At 39.7% G+C, this 24,442-nt stretch carries 27 protein-coding genes and 1 riboswitch; of the genes, 21 read left to right on the forward strand and 6 right to left on the reverse strand.

Annotated elements, in window-relative coordinates; all coding sequences use genetic code 11:
• Positions 1 to 11 precede the first annotated feature (11 nt).
• Entirely contained in the window at positions 12 to 1,439 is a 1,428-nt protein-coding gene (luxO, locus tag PVK63_RS00960) for a quorum-sensing sigma-54 dependent transcriptional regulator LuxO (RefSeq protein ID WP_130086676.1), read from the forward strand.
• A gap of 14 nt (positions 1,440 to 1,453) precedes the next feature.
• Positions 1,454 to 1,798, forward strand: a complete 345-nt coding sequence (locus PVK63_RS00965; protein ID WP_130048425.1) for an Hpt domain-containing protein — start codon at positions 1,454 to 1,456, stop codon at positions 1,796 to 1,798.
• Here PVK63_RS00965 and yvcK read toward each other — a convergent pair.
• Positions 1,795 to 2,673 carry a uridine diphosphate-N-acetylglucosamine-binding protein YvcK gene (gene yvcK, locus PVK63_RS00970; RefSeq protein ID WP_130048426.1) on the reverse strand — a complete coding sequence of 293 codons (879 nt, stop codon included), beginning with the start codon at positions 2,671 to 2,673 and terminating at the stop codon, positions 1,795 to 1,797. The genes PVK63_RS00965 and yvcK overlap by 4 nt on opposite strands.
• A 256-nt stretch (positions 2,674 to 2,929) precedes the next feature.
• Positions 2,930 to 3,077, forward strand: a riboswitch (molybdenum cofactor riboswitch).
• On the opposite strand from yvcK, the gene moaA reads away from it, so the two are divergent.
• The 4 genes from moaA (at position 3,066) to moaE (ending at position 5,237) form a co-directional block, all read left to right on the forward strand.
• Positions 3,066 to 4,055, forward strand: coding sequence for a GTP 3',8-cyclase MoaA (moaA, locus tag PVK63_RS00975; RefSeq protein ID WP_130086677.1), 990 nt, complete (start codon positions 3,066 to 3,068; stop codon positions 4,053 to 4,055). It overlaps the preceding riboswitch by 12 nt.
• A 12-nt stretch (positions 4,056 to 4,067) precedes the next feature.
• On the forward strand, positions 4,068 to 4,547 hold the full coding sequence (gene moaC / locus PVK63_RS00980) for a cyclic pyranopterin monophosphate synthase MoaC (RefSeq protein WP_045101688.1): 480 nt from the start codon (positions 4,068 to 4,070) through the stop codon (positions 4,545 to 4,547).
• Positions 4,544 to 4,789, forward strand: coding sequence for a molybdopterin synthase sulfur carrier subunit (gene moaD, locus PVK63_RS00985; protein WP_130043232.1), 246 nt, complete (start codon positions 4,544 to 4,546; stop codon positions 4,787 to 4,789). Before moaC ends, moaD begins: the two co-directional genes overlap by 4 nt.
• A gap of 1 nt (position 4,790) precedes the next feature.
• The gene (gene moaE, locus PVK63_RS00990; protein ID WP_045101690.1) at positions 4,791 to 5,237 is read left to right on the forward strand and encodes a molybdopterin synthase catalytic subunit MoaE; all 447 of its coding nucleotides are present in this window, start codon (positions 4,791 to 4,793) and stop codon (positions 5,235 to 5,237) included.
• A 269-nt stretch (positions 5,238 to 5,506) separates the two neighbouring features.
• Here moaE and PVK63_RS00995 read toward each other — a convergent pair whose 3' ends face one another.
• From PVK63_RS00995 to cmoA, 5 genes are all read right to left on the reverse strand, one after another.
• Positions 5,507 to 6,472 carry an alpha-L-glutamate ligase-like protein gene (locus PVK63_RS00995; protein ID WP_130043233.1) on the reverse strand — a complete coding sequence of 322 codons (966 nt, stop codon included), beginning with the start codon at positions 6,470 to 6,472 and terminating at the stop codon, positions 5,507 to 5,509.
• A gap of 3 nt (positions 6,473 to 6,475) precedes the next feature.
• Complete coding sequence (locus PVK63_RS01000) at positions 6,476 to 7,984, reverse strand: inactive transglutaminase family protein (protein WP_130086678.1); 1,509 nt, start codon at positions 7,982 to 7,984, stop codon at positions 6,476 to 6,478.
• Positions 7,985 to 8,092: 108 nt separating this feature from the next.
• Positions 8,093 to 8,860, reverse strand: a complete 768-nt coding sequence (locus tag PVK63_RS01005) for a putative ATP-dependent zinc protease (protein WP_130086679.1) — start codon at positions 8,858 to 8,860, stop codon at positions 8,093 to 8,095.
• A 79-nt stretch (positions 8,861 to 8,939) separates the two neighbouring features.
• On the reverse strand, positions 8,940 to 9,914 hold the full coding sequence (gene cmoB / locus PVK63_RS01010; protein WP_130086680.1) for a tRNA 5-methoxyuridine(34)/uridine 5-oxyacetic acid(34) synthase CmoB: 975 nt from the start codon (positions 9,912 to 9,914) through the stop codon (positions 8,940 to 8,942).
• Positions 9,915 to 9,965: 51 nt separating this feature from the next.
• Positions 9,966 to 10,694 carry a carboxy-S-adenosyl-L-methionine synthase CmoA gene (cmoA, locus tag PVK63_RS01015; protein WP_130086681.1) on the reverse strand — a complete coding sequence of 243 codons (729 nt, stop codon included), beginning with the start codon at positions 10,692 to 10,694 and terminating at the stop codon, positions 9,966 to 9,968.
• A 369-nt stretch (positions 10,695 to 11,063) separates the two neighbouring features.
• Between cmoA and aspS the strand changes: the two genes are divergently transcribed.
• The 15 genes from aspS (at position 11,064) to ybgF (ending at position 24,338) form a co-directional block, all read left to right on the forward strand.
• Positions 11,064 to 12,839: an aspartate--tRNA ligase gene (gene aspS, locus PVK63_RS01020; protein WP_130048432.1), complete on the forward strand. Its 1,776-nt coding sequence runs from the start codon at positions 11,064 to 11,066 to the stop codon at positions 12,837 to 12,839.
• 150 nt (positions 12,840 to 12,989) lie between these two features.
• Positions 12,990 to 13,511 (forward strand): crossover junction endodeoxyribonuclease RuvC, encoded by a 522-nt coding sequence (gene ruvC / locus PVK63_RS01025; RefSeq protein ID WP_045101697.1) that lies wholly within the window; start codon positions 12,990 to 12,992, stop codon positions 13,509 to 13,511.
• A 91-nt stretch (positions 13,512 to 13,602) separates the two neighbouring features.
• Complete coding sequence (gene ruvA / locus PVK63_RS01030) at positions 13,603 to 14,226, forward strand: Holliday junction branch migration protein RuvA (protein WP_130086682.1); 624 nt, start codon at positions 13,603 to 13,605, stop codon at positions 14,224 to 14,226.
• A 55-nt stretch (positions 14,227 to 14,281) separates the two neighbouring features.
• On the forward strand, positions 14,282 to 15,295 hold the full coding sequence (ruvB, locus tag PVK63_RS01035; RefSeq protein WP_130086683.1) for a Holliday junction branch migration DNA helicase RuvB: 1,014 nt from the start codon (positions 14,282 to 14,284) through the stop codon (positions 15,293 to 15,295).
• 374 nt (positions 15,296 to 15,669) lie between these two features.
• Positions 15,670 to 17,256: a cytochrome ubiquinol oxidase subunit I gene (cydA, locus tag PVK63_RS01040; RefSeq protein WP_165366798.1), complete on the forward strand. Its 1,587-nt coding sequence runs from the start codon at positions 15,670 to 15,672 to the stop codon at positions 17,254 to 17,256.
• Positions 17,257 to 17,273: 17 nt separating this feature from the next.
• Positions 17,274 to 18,410, forward strand: coding sequence for a cytochrome d ubiquinol oxidase subunit II (cydB, locus tag PVK63_RS01045; protein ID WP_130086684.1), 1,137 nt, complete (start codon positions 17,274 to 17,276; stop codon positions 18,408 to 18,410).
• A gap of 12 nt (positions 18,411 to 18,422) precedes the next feature.
• Positions 18,423 to 18,530 carry a cytochrome bd-I oxidase subunit CydX gene (gene cydX / locus PVK63_RS01050; protein ID WP_012550467.1) on the forward strand — a complete coding sequence of 36 codons (108 nt, stop codon included), beginning with the start codon at positions 18,423 to 18,425 and terminating at the stop codon, positions 18,528 to 18,530.
• Positions 18,523 to 18,825: a cyd operon YbgE family protein gene (locus tag PVK63_RS01055; protein WP_130048436.1), complete on the forward strand. Its 303-nt coding sequence runs from the start codon at positions 18,523 to 18,525 to the stop codon at positions 18,823 to 18,825. Before cydX ends, PVK63_RS01055 begins: the two co-directional genes overlap by 8 nt.
• Positions 18,826 to 19,008: 183 nt before the next feature.
• Positions 19,009 to 19,419 (forward strand): tol-pal system-associated acyl-CoA thioesterase, encoded by a 411-nt coding sequence (ybgC, locus tag PVK63_RS01060; RefSeq protein ID WP_130043244.1) that lies wholly within the window; start codon positions 19,009 to 19,011, stop codon positions 19,417 to 19,419.
• Positions 19,409 to 20,092: a protein TolQ gene (tolQ, locus tag PVK63_RS01065; protein WP_130043245.1), complete on the forward strand. Its 684-nt coding sequence runs from the start codon at positions 19,409 to 19,411 to the stop codon at positions 20,090 to 20,092. The genes ybgC and tolQ overlap by 11 nt, the downstream gene beginning before the upstream one ends.
• Complete coding sequence (gene tolR, locus PVK63_RS01070; protein ID WP_130043246.1) at positions 20,092 to 20,538, forward strand: protein TolR; 447 nt, start codon at positions 20,092 to 20,094, stop codon at positions 20,536 to 20,538. Before tolQ ends, tolR begins: the two co-directional genes overlap by 1 nt.
• A 16-nt stretch (positions 20,539 to 20,554) precedes the next feature.
• On the forward strand, positions 20,555 to 21,583 hold the full coding sequence (tolA, locus tag PVK63_RS01075) for a cell envelope integrity protein TolA (protein ID WP_130048438.1): 1,029 nt from the start codon (positions 20,555 to 20,557) through the stop codon (positions 21,581 to 21,583).
• Between the two features lie 10 nt (positions 21,584 to 21,593).
• The gene (gene tolB, locus PVK63_RS01080; RefSeq protein WP_130043248.1) at positions 21,594 to 22,946 is read left to right on the forward strand and encodes a Tol-Pal system beta propeller repeat protein TolB; all 1,353 of its coding nucleotides are present in this window, start codon (positions 21,594 to 21,596) and stop codon (positions 22,944 to 22,946) included.
• Positions 22,947 to 22,978: 32 nt separating this feature from the next.
• A complete protein-coding gene (gene pal, locus PVK63_RS01085) occupies positions 22,979 to 23,542 on the forward strand; it encodes a peptidoglycan-associated lipoprotein Pal (RefSeq protein WP_130043249.1) in 564 nt (187 codons plus the stop codon).
• Positions 23,543 to 23,567: 25 nt separating this feature from the next.
• Complete coding sequence (gene ybgF / locus PVK63_RS01090; RefSeq protein ID WP_130086686.1) at positions 23,568 to 24,338, forward strand: tol-pal system protein YbgF; 771 nt, start codon at positions 23,568 to 23,570, stop codon at positions 24,336 to 24,338.
• Positions 24,339 to 24,442 lie beyond the last annotated feature (104 nt).

The raw sequence follows: 24,442 nt of genomic DNA on the forward strand, positions 1-24,442 counted from the left end.
AATGGTGGCTCATGCTAAAGAAATATTTATTAATGGTTGAGGATACCGCTTCAGTAGCAGCTTTATATCGCTCTTACCTTAATCCCTTAGGTTTCGATATTGATGTTGTTGCTAAAGGGGGGGATGCTATTGTAAAAATTGAAGAAAGAACCCCTGATCTAGTTTTACTTGATTTGCGTTTGCCTGATATGACTGGCTTTGAAGTATTAACAGAGATTAGAAAAAACAGTAAAGATATTCCCGTGGTTTTAATGACTGCCCATGGTTCTATTGATGCTGCAGTTGAAGCAATGCAATTGGGCGCTCAGGATTTTTTAATTAAACCCTGTGAGGCCGACCGATTAAGGGTTACCGTAAATAACGCACTTCGACAAGCTCAAAAATACCAAGATGAAGCAAAAGGGAGTCCAAATAAAACCAATAAACAATATCAAGGTTTTATTGGGAGTAGCTCTCAAATGAATAAAGTGTACCGAACGATTGATTCTGCAGCTTCGAGTAAAGCGACTATTTTTATTACTGGTGAATCCGGTACAGGTAAAGAAGTGTGTGCAGAGGCCGTTCATGCTGCAAGTAAGCGCTATGAAGGCCCTTTTATTGCGATAAACTGCGCGGCAATACCAAAAGACTTAATCGAAAGTGAGCTGTTTGGTCATGTTAAAGGTGCATTTACTGGTGCTTCCGTTGATCGAAAAGGGGCAGCAGAACAGGCCGATGGGGGGACACTTTTTTTAGACGAATTGTGTGAAATGGATTTGGATTTACAGACCAAACTATTACGTTTTATTCAAACAGGTACATTTCAAAAAGTAGGCTCTTCTAAAATGAGCCGAGTAGATGTTCGTTTTGTTTGTGCGACGAATAGAGATCCGTGGCTTGAAGTTCAAGAAGGGCGGTTTCGTGAAGACCTTTATTATCGACTTCATGTTATCCCACTGACTTTGCCACCGTTGCGTGATCGTGGCAATGATATTATAGAGATTGCCCACTCTATTCTTGGCCATTTTTCAAATGAAGAAGGACGTGAATTTATTACTTTTAGTCCAGAAGTCACTGAAAGGTTTTTGCATTATGATTGGCCTGGTAATGTCCGTCAGTTACAAAATGTCATTAGAAACGTAGTGGTATTAAATAGAGGTAAAGAAGTCGAACTATCGATGCTTCCACCACCATTGTCCATTGAGCCTAAGATTGGTTCAAATATTGCATCAGTAGAAGACATAAGTAGTGATCTGGCTGCGCATAATAATACGGAAAGTGCGCTTTATAGTCTTAGTGGGGATAGTCGTGATGGCATTGTTCCATTGTGGCAATCAGAAAAGAAGATCATTGAATCTGCAATTGTTCTATGTGATGGAAATATACCGCAGGCAGCTAAATGCTTAGAGGTCAGCCCATCAACGTTATATAGAAAATTACAATCATGGAATAAAAAATAACAGAGGACGCTACTGTGAGTCAGTATATAAATCAAATAGCGGTGAATCAATTAGTTCAAGAAGTTGGAGGTGAGAATGTTCCTTTTCTTTTTGGTATTTTTTGCGACGAGTTAGATGAGTTTATTGATACGCTTACTACTCAGCCTGAAATTGAGAAGGTAAGAGAGATAAGTCACTGCTTAAAAAGCAGCGCAGGTAGCTTTGGTGCTGATAAGCTGGCAATGATGGCTATTCATATTGAAGAGAAAGCAAAGACAGAGCAAAAAGAGTGGATCGAGCGCAATATCTCCGAATTTGTCAATATTGCGCGTGGAACTGAATTGGCTTATCGTGAATTATTAATGAAACAAGCGTATTAATCCAATAAGTTGATTATGGCTTGTTTTAGTTTATCTCTATCGTGTCGCCAGTCATGATTCAGCGACGCTAAATCTGTGGTTTTACAATCGTATTCTTGTTGTAATTCCACTAGTTCTTTATCGGTTAAGATGACGTCCACTTTTCTTCCTAAACAAGCACGCTCACACCATTCAAGCATCATCTTGTGATCCATTTTTCCTGCTGGACCAAACTCTTTTGATAAGTTGTCAATAAAGACGACCTTCGCGGTATTATTTTCTCCAATAGCTTTGCCTAATCCAGTCAACAGCAGTGGTGGCATGATACTGGTTAAGAAACTTCCAGGACCTAATAAAATTAAATCAGCTTTTTTCACCGCCTCAATGGCTTCGAATGTAGCAGGAACTTCTGGGTCTAAAAAAAGACGTAAAGGAAGTTCACTCATCTCATCAATATTGGTTTCACCAGATATTTTACGTAAATCAGCCGTTAATGCGCCTAAATCAGACGGGTGTTCAGACATTGGTATTATTTGTGTTTCTACTTTTAGCATGTCACGAATAAGATTGATGGCATCTAAAGGGCGAACGCTAAGGTTATCTAATGCGGTGAGCATTAAATTTCCAAGATTATGACCGTGTAATTCACCTTGTCCTTTAAAGCGGTATTCAAACATCATTGAGCTGATAGATGGGTCAGTAATTAGCTGATTTATACAGTTACGGGTATCTCCCCATGCAATACCCCCTTGGCACTCTCTAATTCGGCCTGTTGAGCCACCATTATCAGTGGTGGCAACGATTCCCGTAGCATTTTTACCAAAATCACTTAATGCAGCAAGTACACGGCCTAAGCCATGTCCGCCTCCGATAGCAACAATTTGATGTTCATTCATAACATTTACTTTATTCGAATTAGTATTACTTTCAGTGTCGTGGATCTAGAAAGTGAGAACAAGCAATCATTATGTAAATGCTGAATTAATCACAGTTTGAAGACTGAATAAGCGCATAAAAATAACATTAATCAAACAAAATAGAGAAATTTCGAAGAAATATGAAAAAAATTGGAAAACCACAGAAATATTGAGTATTTTAATAAGAGCGCCAACTTAATCATTAGCGATGGGGTAATCTATTGTCGATTAGGTTTGGTTGCCATAACTCCGAGCTCAAGCTGCTAAGTTGTTTTTAAGAAGCACTCAATATGTAGCGTGAGCCAGTGACAATTCGGTCACAAGGGTTTGTTTGGAAATGAACAAGCCTCCCGTGTTTGGAAAGGTGTTCCGTGGCGAAACAATTCGAAGATAATTTTAATCGTAAGTTTTATTACTTACGGTTGTCGATTACAGACGTCTGTAATTTTAAATGTACTTATTGCTTACCTGATGGTTATCGACCAGAAAATGGCAAGCGAGAGTCCTTCCTTGAGCTTGATGAAATCAAACGTACGGTGAGTGCGTTTGCCCGTTGTGGTACGTCAAAAGTACGTATTACAGGCGGAGAACCAAGCCTGCGTAAAGATTTTACTGAAATCATTCGTACCGTAGCGTCACAGCCAGGCATAACCAAAGTCGCCACTACGACTAATGGTTACCGTATGGAAAAGCATGTTGCTGAATGGCGAGAAGCAGGCCTTACGGATATTAATGTTAGTGTTGATAGTTTAAATCCCAATATGTTTTATCAGATCACAGGTGAAAATAAATTTGCCGACGTTATGGCTGGTATTGATAAGGCAATCGAAGTGGGCTTTAAGCAGGTAAAAGTGAATACTGTTCTACTTAAAGATCTTAATAGCACCGAATTACCTCTATTTTTAAAGTGGATTCAAACTCGCCCAATTCAATTACGTTTTATTGAATTGATGCAAACGGGTGAAATGAACGATCTATTTAAAAATCATCATCAGTCTGGTGTGTCTATTCGTAATCATTTAATTGCTAATAATTGGATATTGAAGCCACGCGGTGAAAGTGATGGCCCAGCTCAAGTCTTTACTCATCCTGATTATATGGGCGAGATTGGTTTGATCATGCCGTATGAAAAAGATTTTTGCCAAAGCTGTAACCGACTACGTGTATCAGCAAAAGGCAAATTACATATGTGCTTGTTTGGTGATTATGGCGTCGATTTACGTGGATTACTGCAAGAAGATACACAACAAAATGAGTTGATCCAACGTATTCAAACTCAGCTAGATAATAAGGCGGAAGGCCACTTTTTACATGATGGCCACGCTGGAATGACCCCACACTTAGCCTCTATTGGCGGATAATAAAGAAGAATTATGTCAAATTTTACTCATATTAATGCCTCTGGTGAGGCGAACATGGTTGATGTATCAGCTAAACAAGAAACGGTTCGTGAAGCGCGTGCAGAAGCATTTGTTCACATGGCTCCAGAAACCTTGAACCTAATTGTGTCTGGTTCTCACCATAAAGGTGATGTGTTTGCGACAGCTCGTATTGCTGGTATTCAAGCGGCTAAAAAAACGTGGGATCTTATTCCACTGTGCCACCCATTACTGCTAACTAAAGTTGAAGTTCAGCTTGAAGCGATTGAAGCAGAAAACATGGTTCGTATCGAATCTGTATGTAAATTAGCGGGTAAAACAGGCGTTGAGATGGAAGCATTAACAGCGGCATCGGTTGCGGCATTAACCATCTATGATATGTGTAAAGCGGTTCAAAAAGACATGGTTATTGGTCAGGTTCGTTTATTAGAAAAGACGGGCGGTAAATCTGGACATTTTAAGGCAGACGCATGATTACAGTATTATTTTTCGCACAAACAAAAGAGTTAGTAGGTACTGACAAACTTGAGTTAACAGGCGATTACGCAACTGCCGAAGAGATCCGTGAAGAGTTAAGTAAAAAAGAAGGCAAATGGGATTTAGCGCTAGAGAAAGGCAAATTACTGGTTGCTATTAATCAAACGATTTCAAGTTTAGATTCAGCAGTTGCTGACGGTGATGAGGTTGCTTTCTTCCCACCAGTGACAGGTGGTTAATATGATTTCAGTTCAAGAGCATGATTTTAATGTTGGAGATGAATATCAATTATTAGCAGAAGGAACCGCTGCGGGTGCAGTGGTTACTTTTATTGGTAAAGTTCGAGACATGAACCTTGGCGATGATGTGACAGGGCTGTCTCTAGAGCATTACCCAGGAATGACCGAAAAGTCTCTTAACGATATTGTTGCACAAGCCAAAGCACGTTGGCCATTACTTAAAGTGAAAGTGATTCACCGAGTAGGGGACTTAGAACTTGGTGATCAAATCGTCTTTGTTGGTGTATCAAGTGCCCATCGTGGTGCTGCGTTTGATTCGTGTGAATTCATTATGGATTACTTAAAAACCAATGCACCGTTCTGGAAAAAAGAACGAACAACTAAAGAGGTGCGCTGGGTTGAATCAAGAGATACAGATAAATCAGCGGCGCAACGCTGGGAAAAGTAATTCCTTAATAGTAAAAGAATAAAGAATAAAGAATAAAGAATAAAAAAGGGAAGAGAGCATATGCTTTCTTCCCTTTTTCTATTTAGATTGAGCGAGTGACAGTTTGTTATACCATTCTGGATAAGTCTTTGTTCAGATAATTGCGTAGAAAAAATCGATTAGAGCAAGGCATAAATTACAGTAACTAGTGGATCTAATTACAAAATTTATAACGCAGATATAATCGATTTTAACAAGCAAGAATGATCAAATACTTATGTAGATTGGTATTATTTATTATAAATACCAAATTGCTCCATCGCATAAGCAACACGTGCTTCTGGTGTTGGGTAAGGGACAGTTTCTTCCAAGCTCTCAATATGTTTTAAGCGAGGCAGTAGCCCTGTACCATTCGCTATTTGAATCGCTAAACCTGGACGAGCATTAAGTTCAAGCACCATTGGTCCATACACTTTATCTAAAACCATATCCGTTCCCATATAGCCTAAGCCTGTCATTTCCCATGCACTTGATGCAAGAGTTAGCAGTTTATGCCAATGTGGAACCTCTAAGGTACTTAATAGCTTGCCAGTATCAGGGTGCTTTTCAACAGGTAAGTCAAACTGTACAGCGCGTACAGCTTTACCTGTACCAATATCAATCCCTACACCAACCGCACCTTGGTGCAAGTTAGCTTTACCATCGGAGTCAGTGGTTGATAAACGCATCATAGCCATGACAGGGTAGCCTTTAAATACAATAATTCGTACATCGGGCACGCCTTCGTAACTGAAGCCATCAAACACATCATCAAATTGGATCAAGTTTTCAATCATTGCCACATCATTTTTTCCACCAAGGGAGAAAAGACCTGCCAATGTATTGGTAATGTGACGTTCCACATCTTGTTTATTTGCTTCTGCGCCAGAAGGTTTGTAATACACACCATCTTTATGAGAAGTAATAACTAAAATACCTTTACCGCCACTGCCTTGGGCTGGTTTGATAACAAACCCAGGCCAATCTTTAACGATATCGTGAATGTTTTTTACTTCAGCTTGGCTGTCTATCACCCCAATAAGCTTAGGTACCGTAGCCCCAGCTTTTTCGGCAATAATCTTAGTTTTTAATTTATCATCAACTAATGGGTATTTACTACGGTCATTGTAACGGCCAATGTAGCTGCCGTTACGTTGATTCATTCCCATGATCCCTTTGGCTTTTAGTTTTGACGGAGATGTAAATCTACTAAACATAAGTTAGTCCTCCGCTAAAGGCTTAAAGCGGCGAAGCTCACTTAAACGGTAGCCCGTGTAGTTACCAAGCATTAGGATAACCGCTAGGATAATTAGCTGTACACCAATAAAGTTAAACGTTAAATGCTGTACAAATGGGTTTGTCATTGCGATATAAATCAAGATTGCAGTTAATAATGAACCACCACCTTGTGTCGCCACTTCTTTCCAACCTTCTTCTTCCCAAAGGATAGACATACGTTCAACCGTCCAAGATAGAATAATCATAGGGAAGAAAGTAATACTTAACCCAGCGGTTAAACCAATCTTAAAGGCAACAATCGTGAAGATTGAGATGATCATAATGACGGTGATTATCACCGCGGAGATCCTTGCTACCAGAAGTAGGTTGAGTTTAGATAAGTAACTACGAATAACCAAACCAGTACCAACAATCAGTAAGAAACCGACAATACCAGTGACTAGTTGAGTTTGTACAAAAGCAACAGCAATAAGTACTGGCATGAAAGTACCAGAGGTTTTTAAGCCGACAATAACTCGTAAGAAAACAACCATTAACGCACCAATAGGAATAAGCATGATGGTTTTAAACATCGATTGCTCTTCAAGAGGTAAGCTATGGATAGAGAAGTTTAATAAGTTATCTGCTTCTACTTTTTTCTCGGTTGCCGCTGTTGGTGAGATTTCTTGTGCAATCATTGAGAAGTTAATTTGGCTGTTTTTACCGCCAACAACATCTAATAGAGAGACATTGGTTTCATCCCAAAGCAGTAAGTTCGTAGGTTGGCCTTGCTCACCCGTCTCAGGATTGAACAGTTGCCACTTTTCACCATTCCATACTTCAACCATGTGTTGTACAGATTGGCGACGACGCCCATCTTCTAACCAAAGAGCGCCTACGATTTTATTATGAATCGCTTCGTAGCTTAATAATTTAGAAACGGCTTGGACTTTGGTTAAGTCATTTAGGAGTAAAGAGGCATTTTGATTATCAGGATCATTAAATTGCTTAATTAGTTCACGAGTTAGTGTAATGTCATCAGAAGAACGAGCTCTTGCTTGATCTAATAATGAGATAGCTGCAGCTTCGTGTGGACCCTCAAAAGTAACCGCTTCTGGTTTCTCTGATTTCGGTGGCTCAATGGTCGCTTCTGCGAATGGGTCAACTAAAATTTGAGTCTTATAATAAAGGGTTTGTGGCCCGTCGGCTTGGCGAATAGTCCATTCGGCACGGCGTCCATGCTCTGTCGTTAAATAAGCAATACCATAGCCTGGAGAAGATGCACTCTCATCGACAATAGTAAAGCCGGCTTGGTTTTGTGGGGCAGCCATAGATACTTTTACTGGTTTATTGACTGCATCAAATTGAATTCGGGCTTCTACATCCCAAACTTGGCTTCTTTCACCGGGTGTCCAAGGTACTCCGTATGAGTCATGGCGTAACCAACTTAATGTAAGCCCCGCGACAATTAATAGTGAAATAAGAAAATAAAAAGGCACTCTTGATGGCATAACGTCCTCGTTGTAATAGCATATCGAAAAGATAATTATAATTGTAATTCAAGCGGCAAATTATGCTACTAACATATTGAATAAATTACCGCTTATTTGAGGTAGGAGCTATTTTTTGCTTTGAACAAACTCTTTACTGACGTCAATAACAGCAATATCTTGAATAAACTCACGACCAAGTAAAACAGAATGAGTCATGTGAGAGCGGTCGGCAAGCGTAAACTGAACTTTTTCATGGATTGCCCCAAGTTTGATCCAAAGCTCAACAACTGGGCGGCGTTCCATTTCTTCTGTGGTTGATTGACGAATTTTAACGTTACGAATCACCGGTGCGGTGATCCACTCTAGTTTTCCATCTGCTTGCGCATCTTGGTTGATTAGATGGAATCGTACCCATTGAGTACCATTTCGTTCAAATTCTTGAAGATCAACGGCATTAAGAGAAGAGGTTGTCGCCCCTGTATCAATACGAGCAGTAAATTGCTGCTTAATATCAGCAATTTCAACATTTTCAATCGCACCTAAAATTAAGGTGTCTTTCAATGATTGAGTTTGCATAGAAACAGGAACTGGTGCTAGGCGAGCTTTTTTAGAGGTAGCTTGCTTTATACTTGCTTGAATTTTGGTTTGTTCAGATCGAACTATTGATAGCTCTTCTGATACGTTCGACAGTTCTTTCTCTAATGTCGAAATGTAGTCATTTTGCGTCTCAATCTTTGTTTCCATACCATCTAAACGAGTGTTTAGATTGGTTTCCATAGACTTAATGGCTGCAACTGTTTCTGTATTATCTGAAGCAACTGGTTCTGCTTGTTGGGTTAGAGCACAGCCTGAAAGGCTTAAAATAGCAACCAGTGGTAAAATTCGTTGGATCATTTGATGTTCCGTTGAGTTAAATTAACATAGAGATAATAACGATAATAAATAGAGGCGAATAGCCCCTAAATGTTAGCGTTTAGTCAGGTTTTTTTGCAATTAAGATCGCACGCTTAGGAGCAGGGTGGCCTTCAATCGTTTTTGTTGAGTCATTTGGGTCTAGATATTCAGGTAATGAATTGTGTTTCATCCATTCTGTTGAACGCTGCTCGCCAGTAGTTGTGACACATTCATCTACAATTTTCACATCAACAAAGCCAACGCTTTCAAGCCAGACTTTTAATGCCCGAGCCGATGGGAAGAAATAAACATTACGCATTTGCGCATAACGATCGACTGGCATTAATACCGCGTTTTCATCACCATCAATAACCAGTGTTTCTAATACTAATTCACCACCAGCAACTAATTGGTTTTTTAATTGAATTAGATGATCTAATGGAGAACGACGGTGATAAAGAACGCCCATACTAAATACAGTATCAAACGCATTTAATTCAGGAAGTTGTTCAATCCCTAATGGTAATAGGTGAGCACGTTGGTCATTACCCATTAACTTACGGATAGCTTCAAATTGAATTAAAAATAGATGCGATGGATCGATACCTACGCATAGGCGAGCTTCTTCACCAAGCATACGCCACATATGATATCCGTTACCACAACCAACATCTAACACTGAGCGATTTTTTAGTGGTGTAATGTGAGGCAGCAAACGATCCCACTTCCAGTCTGAGCGCCACTCGGTATCAATGTGGATATCGTGAACTGTAAAAGGCCCTTTACGCCAAGGGTGAAAAGCTTGTAATAAGTTTTCTAATTTTTTACGCTGTCCATCAGCTAAAGGCGTGTTATTTGATAACGTTACTGACGTTTTTAAATCAATGTTATCCGCACATCCTTCAGGGATTTTTTTAAGTGCTTTTGTCCAGCGCTCAATATCACCATGCTCTGCATTTTGCCAATCAGTTAATTGCTGAGGAAGTGTATTCAACCACGGTTGAAGGATAGTATCTTGAGATATAAGAGTATAAAAATTAGCAAAATTAATCATTGAAGTATCTTAAATTAATAAATAAGTAAAAAAATAAAGGCAATATTTTGATTATTTTATGGCAAACATAGAGCCGAAATTGAAGCATTGGAACCAAACTTCCGCACTCTTAAAGCCAATATCATTAAAGCGCTGTTTATGAGTTTCAATGGTATCTGGCAGCATGACATGTTCGATAGCACTGCGTTTTTGGCTGATCTCTAGTTCACTGTAGCCATTTGCACGTTTGAAATCATGGTGCAAGTCGATAAGTAACTCGTTCGCGCTTTCATCTTCAAATATGTATTTCTCAGATAAGATAAGAATACCGCCAGGACGTAAACCTGCATAAATTTTTTCAAGTAAAGCACGGCGATCGATTGGCGCTAAAAACTGTAAGGTGAAGTTAAGAACGACAACAGATGCATCTTGAATATCAACATCTCGAATATCTGCTTCAATAATAGTCACTGGTGTGTCAGAGCGATAGGCATTAATAAGTAAACGACAACGTTCAACCATGGCTGAAGAGTTATCAACTCCAATAATTTGGCAGCCTTCTTGATTAATATGACGGCGCATAGAAAGTGTTGCCGCCCCTAATGAACACCCTAAATCGTACACATTTGAATGAGGTTTCGCGTAACGTTCAGCAAGCATTCCAATTGCGGAAATAATGTTACTATAGCCCGGGATTGAACGTTGGATCATATCTGGAAAAACTTCAGCAACACGTTCATCAAACGTGAAGTCACCAATTCTATCAATTGGGGCGGAAAATATTGTATCAGGGTTAGCCATGGGGTTCTCACAAAGGCAGTTTTTACATCCATACTTACATCATACAATTCTAGGTAAATATTGGTGTACTACTTACCTAGAATGGCATTTTCTGCGCGCTCCTGCGCATTTAGGTCGCTATTGTAGTTAATTCTTATCTTAATGTCTTTAGGGCTGTGAACATTGAAAGTGAACTTTTTTTTCACCTTGCTATGTCGTTAAAGGGATTTTCCTTTATAATGCTGCTATATTTTTGCGTTTCGCTTATTAATTCAGCAAGGTAGCTGTTTTATTCGTCATTTTAGCAAGCGTAAATCGGTTTATGAAAAATGCAGTGAGTCTTTTTACTGCATTTACTATTGATATATATATTAGATTGGGAAAATCATCATGCGCACCCATTACTGTGGTAACCTGAACAAGTCCCTTGCAGGGCAAACTGTAGAACTTTGCGGCTGGGTAAACCGTCGCCGTGATTTAGGCGGTCTTATCTTTATTGATATGCGAGATCGTGAAGGTATCGTTCAGGTAGTTGTTGACCCAGATATGAAAGATATCTTTTCAATCGCTAACCAACTGCGTAATGAGTTCTGTATCAAATTTACTGGTGAAGTACGTGTTCGTCCTGACAGCCAAGTAAATAAAGACATGGCTACGGGTGAAGTTGAACTTTACGCGACAGGTCTTGAGATCATCAACCGTTCAGAAGCGCTTCCACTGGATTTCAACCAAACGAACTCAGAAGAACAACGCCTGAAGTACCGTTACATTGATCTACGTCGTCCAGAAATGAGTGACCGCATCAAGTTACGTGCACGTGCATCTAGCTTCGTTCGTCGTTTCTTAGATGAGAACTTGTTCTTAGATATCGAAACACCAGTACTAACAAAAGCAACACCAGAAGGTGCTCGTGATTACCTAGTACCAAGCCGTGTTCATAAAGGCAGCTTCTACGCACTTCCACAATCACCACAGTTGTTTAAGCAACTTCTGATGATGTCTGGTTTTGACCGTTATTACCAAATCGTTAAATGTTTCCGTGATGAAGATTTACGTGCTGACCGTCAACCTGAATTTACCCAAATCGATATCGAAACGTCTTTCTTATCATCGACTCAAGTTCGTGAAATCACAGAGCGTCTGGTTCATGATATGTGGAAAGAGCTATTAGATGTTGAGCTTGGTCAATTCCCAATTATGCCATTCTCTGAAGCGATCCGTCGTTTTGGTTCTGATAAGCCAGATCTACGTAACCCACTAGAGTTAGTGGACGTTGCTGATCTTCTTAAAGAAGTTGAATTCCAAGTATTCTCTGGCCCTGCTAACGATGAAAAAGGCCGTGTAGCGGTTATTCGTGTTCCTGGTGGCGCATCGCTTTCTCGTAAGCAAATTGATGAATACGGTAAGTTCGTAGGTATCTACGGTGCGAAAGGTCTAGCTTGGATGAAAGTGAACGATCGTGCTGCTGGCTTTGAAGGTGTTCAATCACCTGTTGCTAAGTTCCTAAGCGAAGATATCGTAAATAGTATTTTAGAGCGTACTGAAGCTGAAACTGGCGACATCATTCTATTTGGTGCTGATAAAGCAGGCATCGTTGCAGAAGCAATGGGCGCTTTACGTATTAAATTAGGTGATGATCTTGAGCTTACAGATAAGAAAGCTTGGGCTCCACTTTGGGTTATCGATTTCCCAATGTTTGAAGAAGATGGCGAAGGTAACTTGCACGCAATGCATCACCCATTCACCTCTCCTTTAGGTGTTACCGCTGAAGAGCTTAAAGCAAACCCAGCAGCCGCTAATTCTGATGCGTACGACATGGTTATCAATGGCTATGAAGTGGGTGGTGGTTCTGTTCGTATCCACAATGCTGAAATGCAAACTGCAGTATTTGGCATTCTAGGTATTGAAGAGAAAGAGCAACAAGAGAAATTTGGTTTCTTACTTGAAGCGCTTAAATACGGTACGCCGCCACACGCAGGTCTTGCATTCGGTCTTGACCGTTTAGCTATGCTTCTTTGTGGAACTGAAAACATCCGTGATGTTATCGCATTCCCGAAAACAACAGCAGCAGCGTGTCTACTAACGAACGCACCAAGTCTTGCAAATCCTGAGTCTCTTACTGAACTATCGATTGCAGTAAAACTTGCTGAGAAAAAAGACGCTTAATTAAGTTTTCTTTATTCTTAAAAATGCCCGTATTATGCGGGCATTTTTGTATCTGCTCTATTTAAAACGAGACAAGCAAGTGCTAGTAATACCTTGAGTTTATGGGCATACCTCGCTAATATACATGTATAAATAATCAGTGGTTTTACTATGTCTATCATTTTAGGGATCGATCCAGGCTCTCGCATTACTGGCTACGGTGTTATTCGTCAAAATGGCCGACACCTGCAATATTTAGGTAGCGGTTGTATCCGTATGTCAGAAAAAGAACTTCCTGGTCGCTTAAAACAAATATACGCAGGTGTTTCTGAAATTATTACCCAGTTTCAGCCTGATGTATTCGCTATCGAACAAGTTTTTATGTCTAAAAATGCCGACTCAGCCTTAAAGTTAGGCCAAGCGAGAGGCAGTGCAATTGTTGCCGCAGTAAATGCAGATTTACCGGTTTATGAATATGCAGCAAGATTAATTAAGCAAGCAGTAACAGGAACGGGTGGTGCAGATAAAGCACAAGTTCAACATATGGTGATGAGTATGCTGAAACTTCCAGCAAAACCACAAGCCGATGCCGCCGATGGGCTAGGGGTTGCGATTTGTCATGCGAATACTAATAAAACTTTAATAGCATTGGCAGGCAAAGCAACGAGTGCTCGACGTGGGAGATATCGCTAGAGTCTGTCAAATTCTCATTTCTTTTACTGGATATCTATCCAGTTCTTTATTACTATTCGATGTAGTTAATTTATTTTAAAGAGTATCTATTGTGATCGGACGCCTTCGTGGAAATCTATTAGAAAAACAACCACCAGAATTATTGATTGAAGTAAGTGGTATTGGCTATGAAGTCCAGATGCCAATGAGTTGTTTTTATGAGTTACCTGAGATTGGCACCGAAGCGATCATCTATATTCACTATGTAGTCCGTGAAGATGCTCAATTGCTATATGGTTTTAATACAAAAAAAGAACGAGCTTTATTTAGAGAAGTCATTAAAGCAAATGGCGTTGGCCCTAAACTTGGCCTTGCTATTCTATCTGGAATGACAGCATCCCAATTTGTACAAAGTGTCGAGCGTGAAGATATTTCGACATTAGTGAAATTACCAGGTGTTGGAAAGAAAACAGCAGAGCGTTTAGTGGTTGAAATGAAAGACCGTTTGAAAGGATGGGGTGCTGGTGATTTATTTACTCCAGCAACTGATGCTGCGCCAATGGACGATGGTTCTAATCTAATTTCTTCTCCTCAAAGTGCACAAGATGAAGCCGTAAGTGCATTGATATCTCTTGGTTATAAGCCAGTACAAGCATCTAAAATTGTTTCTCAAATAGCTAAACCTGATATGACAAGCGAAGCATTAATTCGTGAATCATTGAAGTCGATGATCTAATTATTTTCATTATTCTTTACTACTATTTATTTATTGAATCGCTGAGTGCCATTTTATGATTGAAGCTGATCGCCTTATTGCTGCTGATAACCCTGTTTTTCGTGAAGAAGAAGTCATCGATCGAGCGATACGTCCGAAGAAATTAGAAGACTATCGAGGTCAAGACCATGTTCGTAGCCAGATGGAAATTTTCATTAAAGCAGCACAAATGCGTAATGAACCACTCGATCATTTACTTATTTTTGGTCCTCCAGGCTTAGGTAAGACAACATTAGCGAATATCGTTGCTAATGAAATGGAAGTGAATATTCGTACGACTTCAGGCCCTGTTCTTGAAAAAGCAGGAGACTTAGCTGCGCTTCTAACAAATCTAGAAGAAAATGATATTTTATTTATTGATGAGATCCACCGGTTAAGCCCTGTGGTTGAAGAAATACTCTATCCGGCAATGGAAGATTACCAATTAGATATTATGATTGGTGAAGGTCCTGCAGCACGTTCTATTAAAATTGACTTACCCCCTTTCACTTTAATTGGTGCAACCACCAGAGCGGGATCATTAACGTCACCATTACGTGATCGTTTTGGTATTGTTCAACGTTTAGAGTATTACAAAGTCGACGATCTTCAATATATTGTTCAGCGTAGTGCTGATTGCTTGAATTTATCTATGGAATCTGAAGGTGCTCTTGAAGTTGCCCGTCGTGCTCGTGGTACACCACGTATTGCCAATCGATTGTTACGTCGAGTACGAGATTATGCAGATGTAATGAGTGATAGCTATATCTCTTCAGATATTGCAGACAAAGCATTGAATATGCTTGATGTAGATGTTCGAGGTTTTGACTATATGGACAGAAAGTTACTTTTAGCCATTATGGAAAAGTTTGATGGTGGCCCTGTTGGTCTTGATAATATTGCGGCAGCTATTGGCGAAGAGAGAGATACGATTGAAGATGTCATTGAACCTTACCTAATTCAACAAGGATATCTGCAAAGAACACCAAGAGGGAGAATCGTCTCTGATCGTGCATACCTCCATTTTGGAATTGATAAGCCAGATAAATAGACTGGCTTTGACTATTCATATGTTGTAATACTCTATTAATACAAAACTCAGTATGATGGAAGCGGGTGATCAAAATCATCCGCTTTTTCGTATAAGAAATGTGGAAAGTGTGAAAAATAGCCAGTTATGTAAATTTTGATGTAATTAACTTACAAAAAATGGACAAACCTTTTGAAAGAAATCATTTTTACTATTAATATTAGCAGGTTCTATATTAGGTTAAGCTTAACATTAAGCTAACGTTTTTTACACAATCATGTAACACTTTATGGTTATTAATACGGTTACAAATATTAAAGCCATATAAAGTATTACGCTCACCCAAAAGTGTGGAAGCACTGTGTCATTCAGCCTGACACAAAGGAGTTCTCATGATCACTGATGTAGTGGAGTTATCGCGATTGCAGTTTGCAATGACAGCGATGTATCACTTCCTATTCGTTCCCCTGACTTTAGGTATGGCCTTCTTACTGGCTATCATGGAGTCTTTATATGTAATGACAGACAAACAAATCTATAAGGACATGACAAAGTTCTGGGGTAAATTGTTTGGTATTAACTTTGCGTTAGGTGTCGCTACAGGCCTAACCATGGAGTTCCAGTTTGGTACTAACTGGGCTTATTATTCTCACTATGTTGGTGATATCTTCGGTGCACCTCTTGCCATCGAAGCGTTAATGGCCTTTTTCTTAGAATCTACTTTTGTGGGTTTATTCTTCTTTGGTTGGGATCGTTTATCAAAACGTCAGCACCTTACAGTAACGTGGTTAGTTGCTTTAGGTTCTAATTTCTCAGCACTTTGGATTCTAGTGGCTAATGGTTGGATGCAAAACCCAGTAGGTGCGGAATTTAACTTTGAAACAATGCGTATGGAAATGGTGAGCTTCGCTGAAGTTGTACTAAACCCGGTAGCACAAGTTAAATTCGTACATACGGTAGCTTCGGGTTATACCTGTGGTGCAATGTTTGTTCTTGGTGTGAGTTCTTACTACCTACTTAAAGGTCGTGATATTGCATTTGCACGTCGTTCATTTGCTATTGCAGCTTCTTTTGGTATGGCATCAATTTTATCTGTAATGGTACTTGGTGATGAATCTGGCTATGAGCTAGGTGAAGTTCAACAAGTGAAACTTGCAGCGATTGAAGCAGAATGGCACACAGAAGAAGCACCTGCAGCATTTACTGTTATTGGTTTACCAAATCAAGAAACAATGGAAACGGATTACGCAATTAAGATCCCATATGTTATGGGTATTATTGCGACGCGTTCATTAGATAAGCAGGTAACTGGTTTACGCGATCTTAAAGACCAACACGAACTTCGTATTCGTAACGGTATGGTTGCATACGGTTTACTTGAAAAACTACGTAATGGTGAGAAAACACCAGAAAACATCGCTGCGTTTGATGACGTTAAGCATGACTTAGGCTATGGCCTATTGCTGAAACGTTATACTGACAAAGTAGTTGATGCGTCTGAAGAGCAAATTAAAGCCGCTGCGGATGATTCAATTCCAACAGTATGGCCGTTGTTCTTCTCATTCCGTATCATGGTTGCGTGTGGTGTAGCTATGCTACTTATCTTTGGTTTTGCTTTTGTTCAGACTTGTCGTCAAAAGATTGGTCAAAAACAATGGCTACTTAAAGCTGCGCTATTTGGTATGCCACTACCATGGATTGCGATTGAAGCAGGTTGGTTCGTTGCAGAATATGGTCGTCAACCATGGGCTGTTGGTGAAATCTTACCAGTTCACGTAGCAGCATCAGCATTGACAGCAACAGAGATCTTAATCTCAATGGCTGCAATCATTGGCTTATACACGATATTCTTGATTGCTGAAGTTTACCTAATGGTGAAATTCGCGCGCAAAGGTCCAAGCAGCCTAAAAACAGGTCGCTACCACTTTGAGCAAGACGGTCAAGATTCAGAAGCGAAATTAACTCGCCAAGTAGAAGCATAAAAACGGAGATTTGAGCAATGTTTGATTATGAAGTATTGCGATTTGTTTGGTGGGCATTAATCGGTGTATTACTGATTGGCTTCGCTGTAACAGATGGTTTCGATATGGGTGTTGGTGCACTAGTACCTGTTATCGGAAAAACAGATTCAGAACGTCGAGTTATGATTAACTCAATTGCCCCACACTGGGATGGTAACCAAGTATGGTTAATCACTGCCGGTGGTGCATTATTTGCTGCATGGCCATTAGTATATGCTGCGTCATTCTCAGGTTTTTACCTAGCAATGATCCTAACATTAGCAGCACTATGGTTTCGTCCAGTAGGGTTTGATTACCGTTCTAAAATCGAAGATAAACGTTGGCGTTCAGCGTGGGATTCTGCGATCTTTATCGGTAGCTTTGTTCCACCAGTGATCTTTGGTGTTGCATTTGGTAATTTACTTCAAGGTGTACCATTTGAGTTAAACAACCTAATGATGCTGAGTTATCATGGTGGTTTCTTTGAGTTGTTAAACCCATTTGCATTGCTTTGTGGTTTAGTGAGTTCAGCAATGTTCATCACTCAAGGTGCAACATGGTTACAGATGAAAACAACAGAAGAGCTTCATACTCGTTCTCGTAATGTTGCGATGATTTGTAGTGTTGCTGTTATTGTTCTGTTTGTTATCGCTGGTTTCTGGGCTCAAAGCATCGAAGGTTATGTAATTACTACGGTTCTTGATCACAATGCAGCCTCTGATCCACTAAATAAAGAAGTGGTTCGTGAAGTCGGTGCGCTATTCAATAATTATAATGAATACCCACTACTTTGGATTGCTCCAGCACTCGCTGTGATTATGCCTATCGTTACTATTATAGCTTCTCGTGCAAATATTGGTGGTTTAGCATTCTTAAGTTCTAGCTTGACGAATGCGGGTGTTATTTTAACGTCTGGTTTCGCATTGTTCCCATTCGTAATGCCATCGAGCTTTAATCCTGATCATGGTCTAACTATGTGGGATGCGACATCAAGTGAATTGACGCTACGATTAATGACTTATGTTGCTATCGTAATGGTGCCAATTATTCTTGCTTATACCATTTGGACGTACTACAAAATGTTTGGTCGTCTTGATTCTAAATTCATTGAAGAGAACAAAACGTCTCTTTACTAAGGAGTATTTATTATGTGGTATTTCGCATGGATCCTAGGCGTGCTACTAGCATGTTCATTTGCAATCATTAATGCACTTTGGTTAGAGCATTCAGAAATGATGGACAAAGACAGTGAGTAATCTCGCTGACAAAATAGACAGTGTCCACAGCCCAATCAACAATATCGTAGTACGATTATTGTTGGTTGCAGCTGCGGTATTTCACATGGCAATGCTGATGTGGGAACCAAGGGTGTACTCTGATCAAATTGGCGGATTTAGTGGCTTATTAGCCCCAAGCTTAATTTATTCAGTGTGTACTGCATTCATTTTTGCTGTGGGTTTTATTCCTCATAAATGGATTTGGAAGCTGATATTTAGTCCGTATTTTTCAATAGTAATCTTAGGCTACTTTAGTTATTTGTATTTTTTCTAAAGTGATAAGCCGATAAAAGTTTGTTTATTGGAACAGCATACTAAGCAGTTTGTTACTTATTTAAGTATCAAACTGCTTTTTTTTTGACGATATAGCCTAAAATTCTTATTTGTTATAGTGATGCTAATAAAAAATCGGTTATAGTTAGCAACGGATTTTTCAATAAGAAAAGAGAAAAATGTAATGGATAACAACACGTTTGAATGGCCGATCACTATTTATTATGAAGACACAGACGCTGGCGGAGTTGTATATCATTCTAACTATTTAAAGTTTTTTGAACGAGCTCGAACGGAATTATTGCGCCATCATGGTGTCTCTCAACAAGTACTGTTAAAGCAATCGATAGGATTTGTTGTAAAAAGTATTAATATTGATTTCATTCAAGCTGCACGATTAGACGAACAGCTCAAAGTTGAAACATCTATAACAGAATTTAAAAAAGTATCGCTAACCTTTTGTCAGTTATTGGTTAATTCTGAAGGGAAGGTATTGTGCAAAGCTACGGTTAAGGTAGCCTGTATTGATAACTCAAAGATGAAACCAACAGCGATTCCATCATTTATACTATCGGAGATAACTTGTGACAGGTGAACTATCAATTCTCGATCTATTTCTACAAGCTAGTTTATTAGTTAAGATCGTGATGCTTATTTTATTAGGCTTGTCGGTAACATCATGGGCTATGATCTTCAAGCGCTCAAAAATTTTAGCCGTTGCTCGTATTGATGCAGAACGCTTCGAAGATAAATTCTGGTCAGGAATGGATTTGTCACAGCTGTTTAATGAAGTGAAAGTTCGTAAAGATCGAATCAGTGGAACTGAAAAAATCTTCTATTCTGGTTTTAATGAATTTGCACGCTTATCTCGAGTGAGTTCATCGTCTGAAGCAGTAATGGATGGAACATCTAGAGCTATGCGCGTTACGGTTTCGCGAGAAGTAGACGGTCTTGAAACCAACCTACCTTTTCTTGCAACTGTTGGTTCTATAACGCCATACATAGGTTTATTTGGTACCGTATGGGGTATCATGCATGCGTTTATTGCGTTAGGTGCAGTAAAGCAAGCGACACTAGCAATGGTTGCTCCAGGTATCGCTGAAGCATTGGTTGCAACAGCTATGGGGCTATTTGCTGCGATTCCAGCGGTTATTGCCTACAACAGACTTAGTGTTAAAGTGGGCAAGTTAGAGCATAACTACGCTGCTTTTATGGATGAGTTCTCAAGCATTTTACATCGTCAAGCAATGGCAAGTCAGGAGAAGTAATGTCTGGCTATCAACCAAAGAAAAGAAAATTAACGGCTGAAATTAATGTGGTTCCCTACATTGATGTCATGTTGGTGTTATTAATTATCTTTATGGTAACGGCTCCGTTTGTCACTCAAGGGGTAGATGTTGAATTACCAGAGATGAGTAACACAAAATCGGCGCAAGCGATGGCGGGTGAAGATCCTAATGCAACATTTATCATTGTTGAAATTGATAAAGATGGAAACCTTGGCTTAAGTGTTGATAATCAAGAAGTTCGTCGTCCTATGTCAATGCAAGAGATGATCACTAATGTGAAAGCAGAGCTGAGCATTAAGCCTAATTCACCCGTTGCGGTAGGTGGGGACGCTAGCACGCCTTATGCAGAGATTGTTTTAGTTCTTGATGAATTAAGCCGTGCTGGGGTGAGTAAAGTTGGATTACTTACCGATCTCAAGGAATAGAAGTGAATAATCATTAATGAAATCGGATAATAATTACACTTTTGCTATTATTGTATCTGTCGTGTTGCACTTGTTGCTCGTGGCAGCGCTTATCTTTGGCAGCGATTTTTCTCTGGATGACAAAGCAAAGCCTAATACTATCCAAGCTGTTGTGATCGATCCAAATACGATTGCAAAACAAGCGTCTCAGATCCGTCAAGAGCGAGAACGAGCGGAGCGGGCTGAGCAAGAGCGTTTAAAGCGATTAAAACAACAAGCTGCTCAGTTAGAAAAAAATCGAAAAGCGGAAGAAGATCGAATTCGAAAACTAAAAGAACAACAAGTTAAAGAGAAAAAAGCGGCTCGAGAAGCTGAAGAAGAGCGTAAAAAAGCAGTAGCAGAAGCGAAGAAACAAAAAGAACGTGCTGTTGCTGAAGAAGTTGAACGAAAACGTAGAGCGGATGCCGCTGCAAAAGCTGAAGTTGCCAAACAGGCTAAAATTAAGGCTGATAAAGAAAAAGCCGCAAAAGAGGCTGCAAAAAAAGCGCAATTAGAAAAAGAACGCGCAGCGAAAGCTGAAGCGGATCGTAAAGCAAAAGAAAAAGCGGCGAAAGTAGAAGCAGAAAGAGTCGCAAAAGAAAAAGCAGCAGCTGCTGAAAAAGCGCGTAAAGAAAAAGAACGTGCAGCGAAAGCAGAAGCTGAGCGAAAGCAAAAAGAAGCAGCGCTAAATGATATTTTTGCAGGGTTAGAAGATGAGACAGTTCAAAACTCATCGGCTAAGCAGCAACATATTGATGATGAAGTGAATCGCCATGCCGCTATTTACACTCAAATGATTCAACAGAACCTATTGGTTGATGAAACCTATGTAGGTAAAAGTTGTAGAGTAAAAATTAAGTTAGCGTCATCAGGGTTACTTTTATCTGTGACAACATTAGGGGGAGATGCTCAAGTTTGCCGTGCAGCAAAAACGGCGGTAACTAAAGTAAATGTATTCCCAATGCCAAAAGATTCAGATGTTGTTGCTAAATTAACGAATATTAACCTTACGGTTCAACCAGAATAAGGAAGCTCAAGTGCTAAAACGATGGATATTAACTCTCTTTGTTGCTTGTTTAACATTTAGCCAAGTAGCAAGAGCTGAATTAGAGTTGGTTATAACAGAAGGTATTGATTCTGCAAGGCCAATCGGAATCGTGCCGTTTAAGTGGCATGGTGAAGGTAAATTACCACAAGATATTTCTGCTATTATCTCGTCTGATTTACAGCGCAGTGGCAAATTTAGCCCTGTAGCAACGAATAAAATGCCTCAAACACCCTATAAAGATTCGGATATCAATTACGAAGCTTGGACTAAAATGGGTGTGGATGCGATTGTTACCGGTGAAGTGAAACTTAATGCTCAAGGTAAATACGAAGTTACCTATAAATTAATTGATGTCGTTCGTGGTCAATTAACGAAAGGTCAATCGAAGGCTCTTAACAGCACTGGTGAATTGGTACTGACTCAAGATCATATTCTTGTAAATAAAGTTGCAACACTATCGAAAAAACAGCTGCGTAAGTACGCACACCGAATCTCTGATGTTGTTTATGAAAAATTGACAGGTGAGAGAGGGGCATTCTTGACTCGTATTGCTTATGTTGTGGTTAATGATAAAGCACAATATCCGTATCAATTACGCATTGCTGATTATGATGGTTACAACGAACGCCTGGTACTAAAATCAAAACAACCAATCATGTCACCAGCTTGGTCACCTGATGGTAAAAAATTAGCGTATGTGAGTTTTGAAAACAGAAAATCACAAGTTTTTATTATGAATATTTATACGGGTAAGAGAGAATTAATTGCTTCTTATCCGCGTCATAATGGAGCGCCACGTTTTTCACATGATGGTAAAGAATTAGCCATTGTATTGTCGAAAACAGGAAGCTTGAATATTTATATCGTGAATTTAGAGACGAAGAAAATGCGTCAAATAACTCGCGGAAGATCGAATAATACGGAACCTTTTTGGGCTCCTGATAACAAGTCTTTAATATTTACTTCAGATCGGGGTGGTAAACCTCAGATATATAGAGTAAATTTACAAGACGGTTCAACAAAACGTTTAACCTGGCAAGGCAGTCAAAATCTTGGTGGGCAGATTACTCCAGACGGTAAGTTTATTGTCATGGTGAATCGCTCAGAGACTGGATTCAATCTAGCAAAACAAGATTTAGAAACTGGTGCCGTCCAGGTCTTAACCAAGACACTACTGGATGAGTCACCTAGTATTGCGCCAAATGGCGGCATGGTGATTTACAGTTCCATTTATAGAAAACAGAATGTACTTTCGATGGTTTCTATCGATGGCCGTTTTAAAGCTCGCTTACCAGCGACTAACGGACGTGTAAGGGCACCAGCGTGGTCGCCATTTTTATAGCTACTAAATATTTAGGTAATAAGGAAAATATAATGCAACTAAATAATCTTCTTAAGAGTCTTTTAATCGCTTTGCCTGTGGTTGCTCTTTCTGCTTGTAGTTCTAGCGACAGCGCAACTGACAGTACTGCTGGCCAAGAATCAACAAATGCTGCAGAAACTCAAACAACAGGTGCTGAAGGTCAAACAGACACTGCTGTTATTACTTCTATCGAAGTAGATGAAGTTATGACTGAAGCTGAAGTTCGCGCTCAAGCAGAACAAGAGCTTCGTAAAGTACAAACAGTTTACTTCGCGTTTGATAATTCAACAATTTCTTCTGAGTACGAAGATATGCTTGCTGCACATGCTGCTTTCCTAAGCGCTGATCCAGCAATCAAAGTAACTGTTGAAGGTCATGCTGATGAGCGTGGTACTCCTGAGTACAACATCGCACTAGGCGAGCGTCGTGCTAAAGCTGTATCTAAATACCTACAAGCTCTAGGTGTTTCTGCTGACCAAATCTCTATCGTAAGCTACGGTGAAGAGAAGCCACTAGTTCTTGGTCAAACTGCTGAAGATTACGCTAAAAACCGTCGCGCAGTATTAGTATACTAATCGATAGTTTATAAGGCTGACTTATATGAAATACAGTAACCTTAAGCGAATTATTCCGCTTACGTTGCTGGCTAGTGCGGCGACCCTTGTGGTCGCCGCACCTGCTCCAGTCACAGATTTAAATGCGACTTCCAATTCTACTTCTTCTGCTCCAGCATCTTCAGCGAGCATTGAGCGTTTAGAGCGCCTGATAAAAAGCCGTAATCAAATTCAACTTCAGCTTCAGCAGCAGCTTGATGGTTTATCAGAAGAATTGTCAGAAATGCGTGGAATGGTTGAACGTAATAGCTATGAGCTTGATCAAATGCTAGAACGTCAACGTCAGCTATATATTGAAATCGATACACTGAGAACAGCAAAGCCAGTACCAGTAACAACTCCAGCAGAAGCGACTGATAGTTCTTCTGGTGCTTATGCTGCTGATACCAATGAAAACGAAGCATATCAAAATGCAGTTGATTTAATCTTAAAGAAAAAAGATTATGCTGGCGCAACCAAAGCATTCCAAGATTTTGTTGCAGCCTATCCTGATTCTGTATATAGCTCAAACGCACATTATTGGTTAGGACAGCTTTATTTTGCTCAGAAAAATGACATAGAAGCTGCAAAAAGTTTTGCAAAAGTAGTAAGTTATGCTGATTCAAATAAACGCGCAGATGCTTTATTAAAATTAGGTGAACTTGCTAAACGAAATAACAATAAAGCTGCGGCTCAAAAATATTATCAAAAAGTGATTTCTGAATATCCAGATAGCACAACAGCGAAAACAGCTGATAATCAGTTAAAATCGTTATAAATAGAAACTAAAAAGGAGCCGAAGTGCTCCTTTTTTATTGCCTCTAACTTGCTGCCAATAGCATAAGGCGTATAATATCGAGATTATTTTAAGATATTAATGAG

The organism is Aliivibrio sp. S2TY2 (assembly GCF_028765525.1).
In the GTDB taxonomy this organism is placed as follows: domain Bacteria; phylum Pseudomonadota; class Gammaproteobacteria; order Enterobacterales; family Vibrionaceae; genus Aliivibrio; species Aliivibrio finisterrensis_A.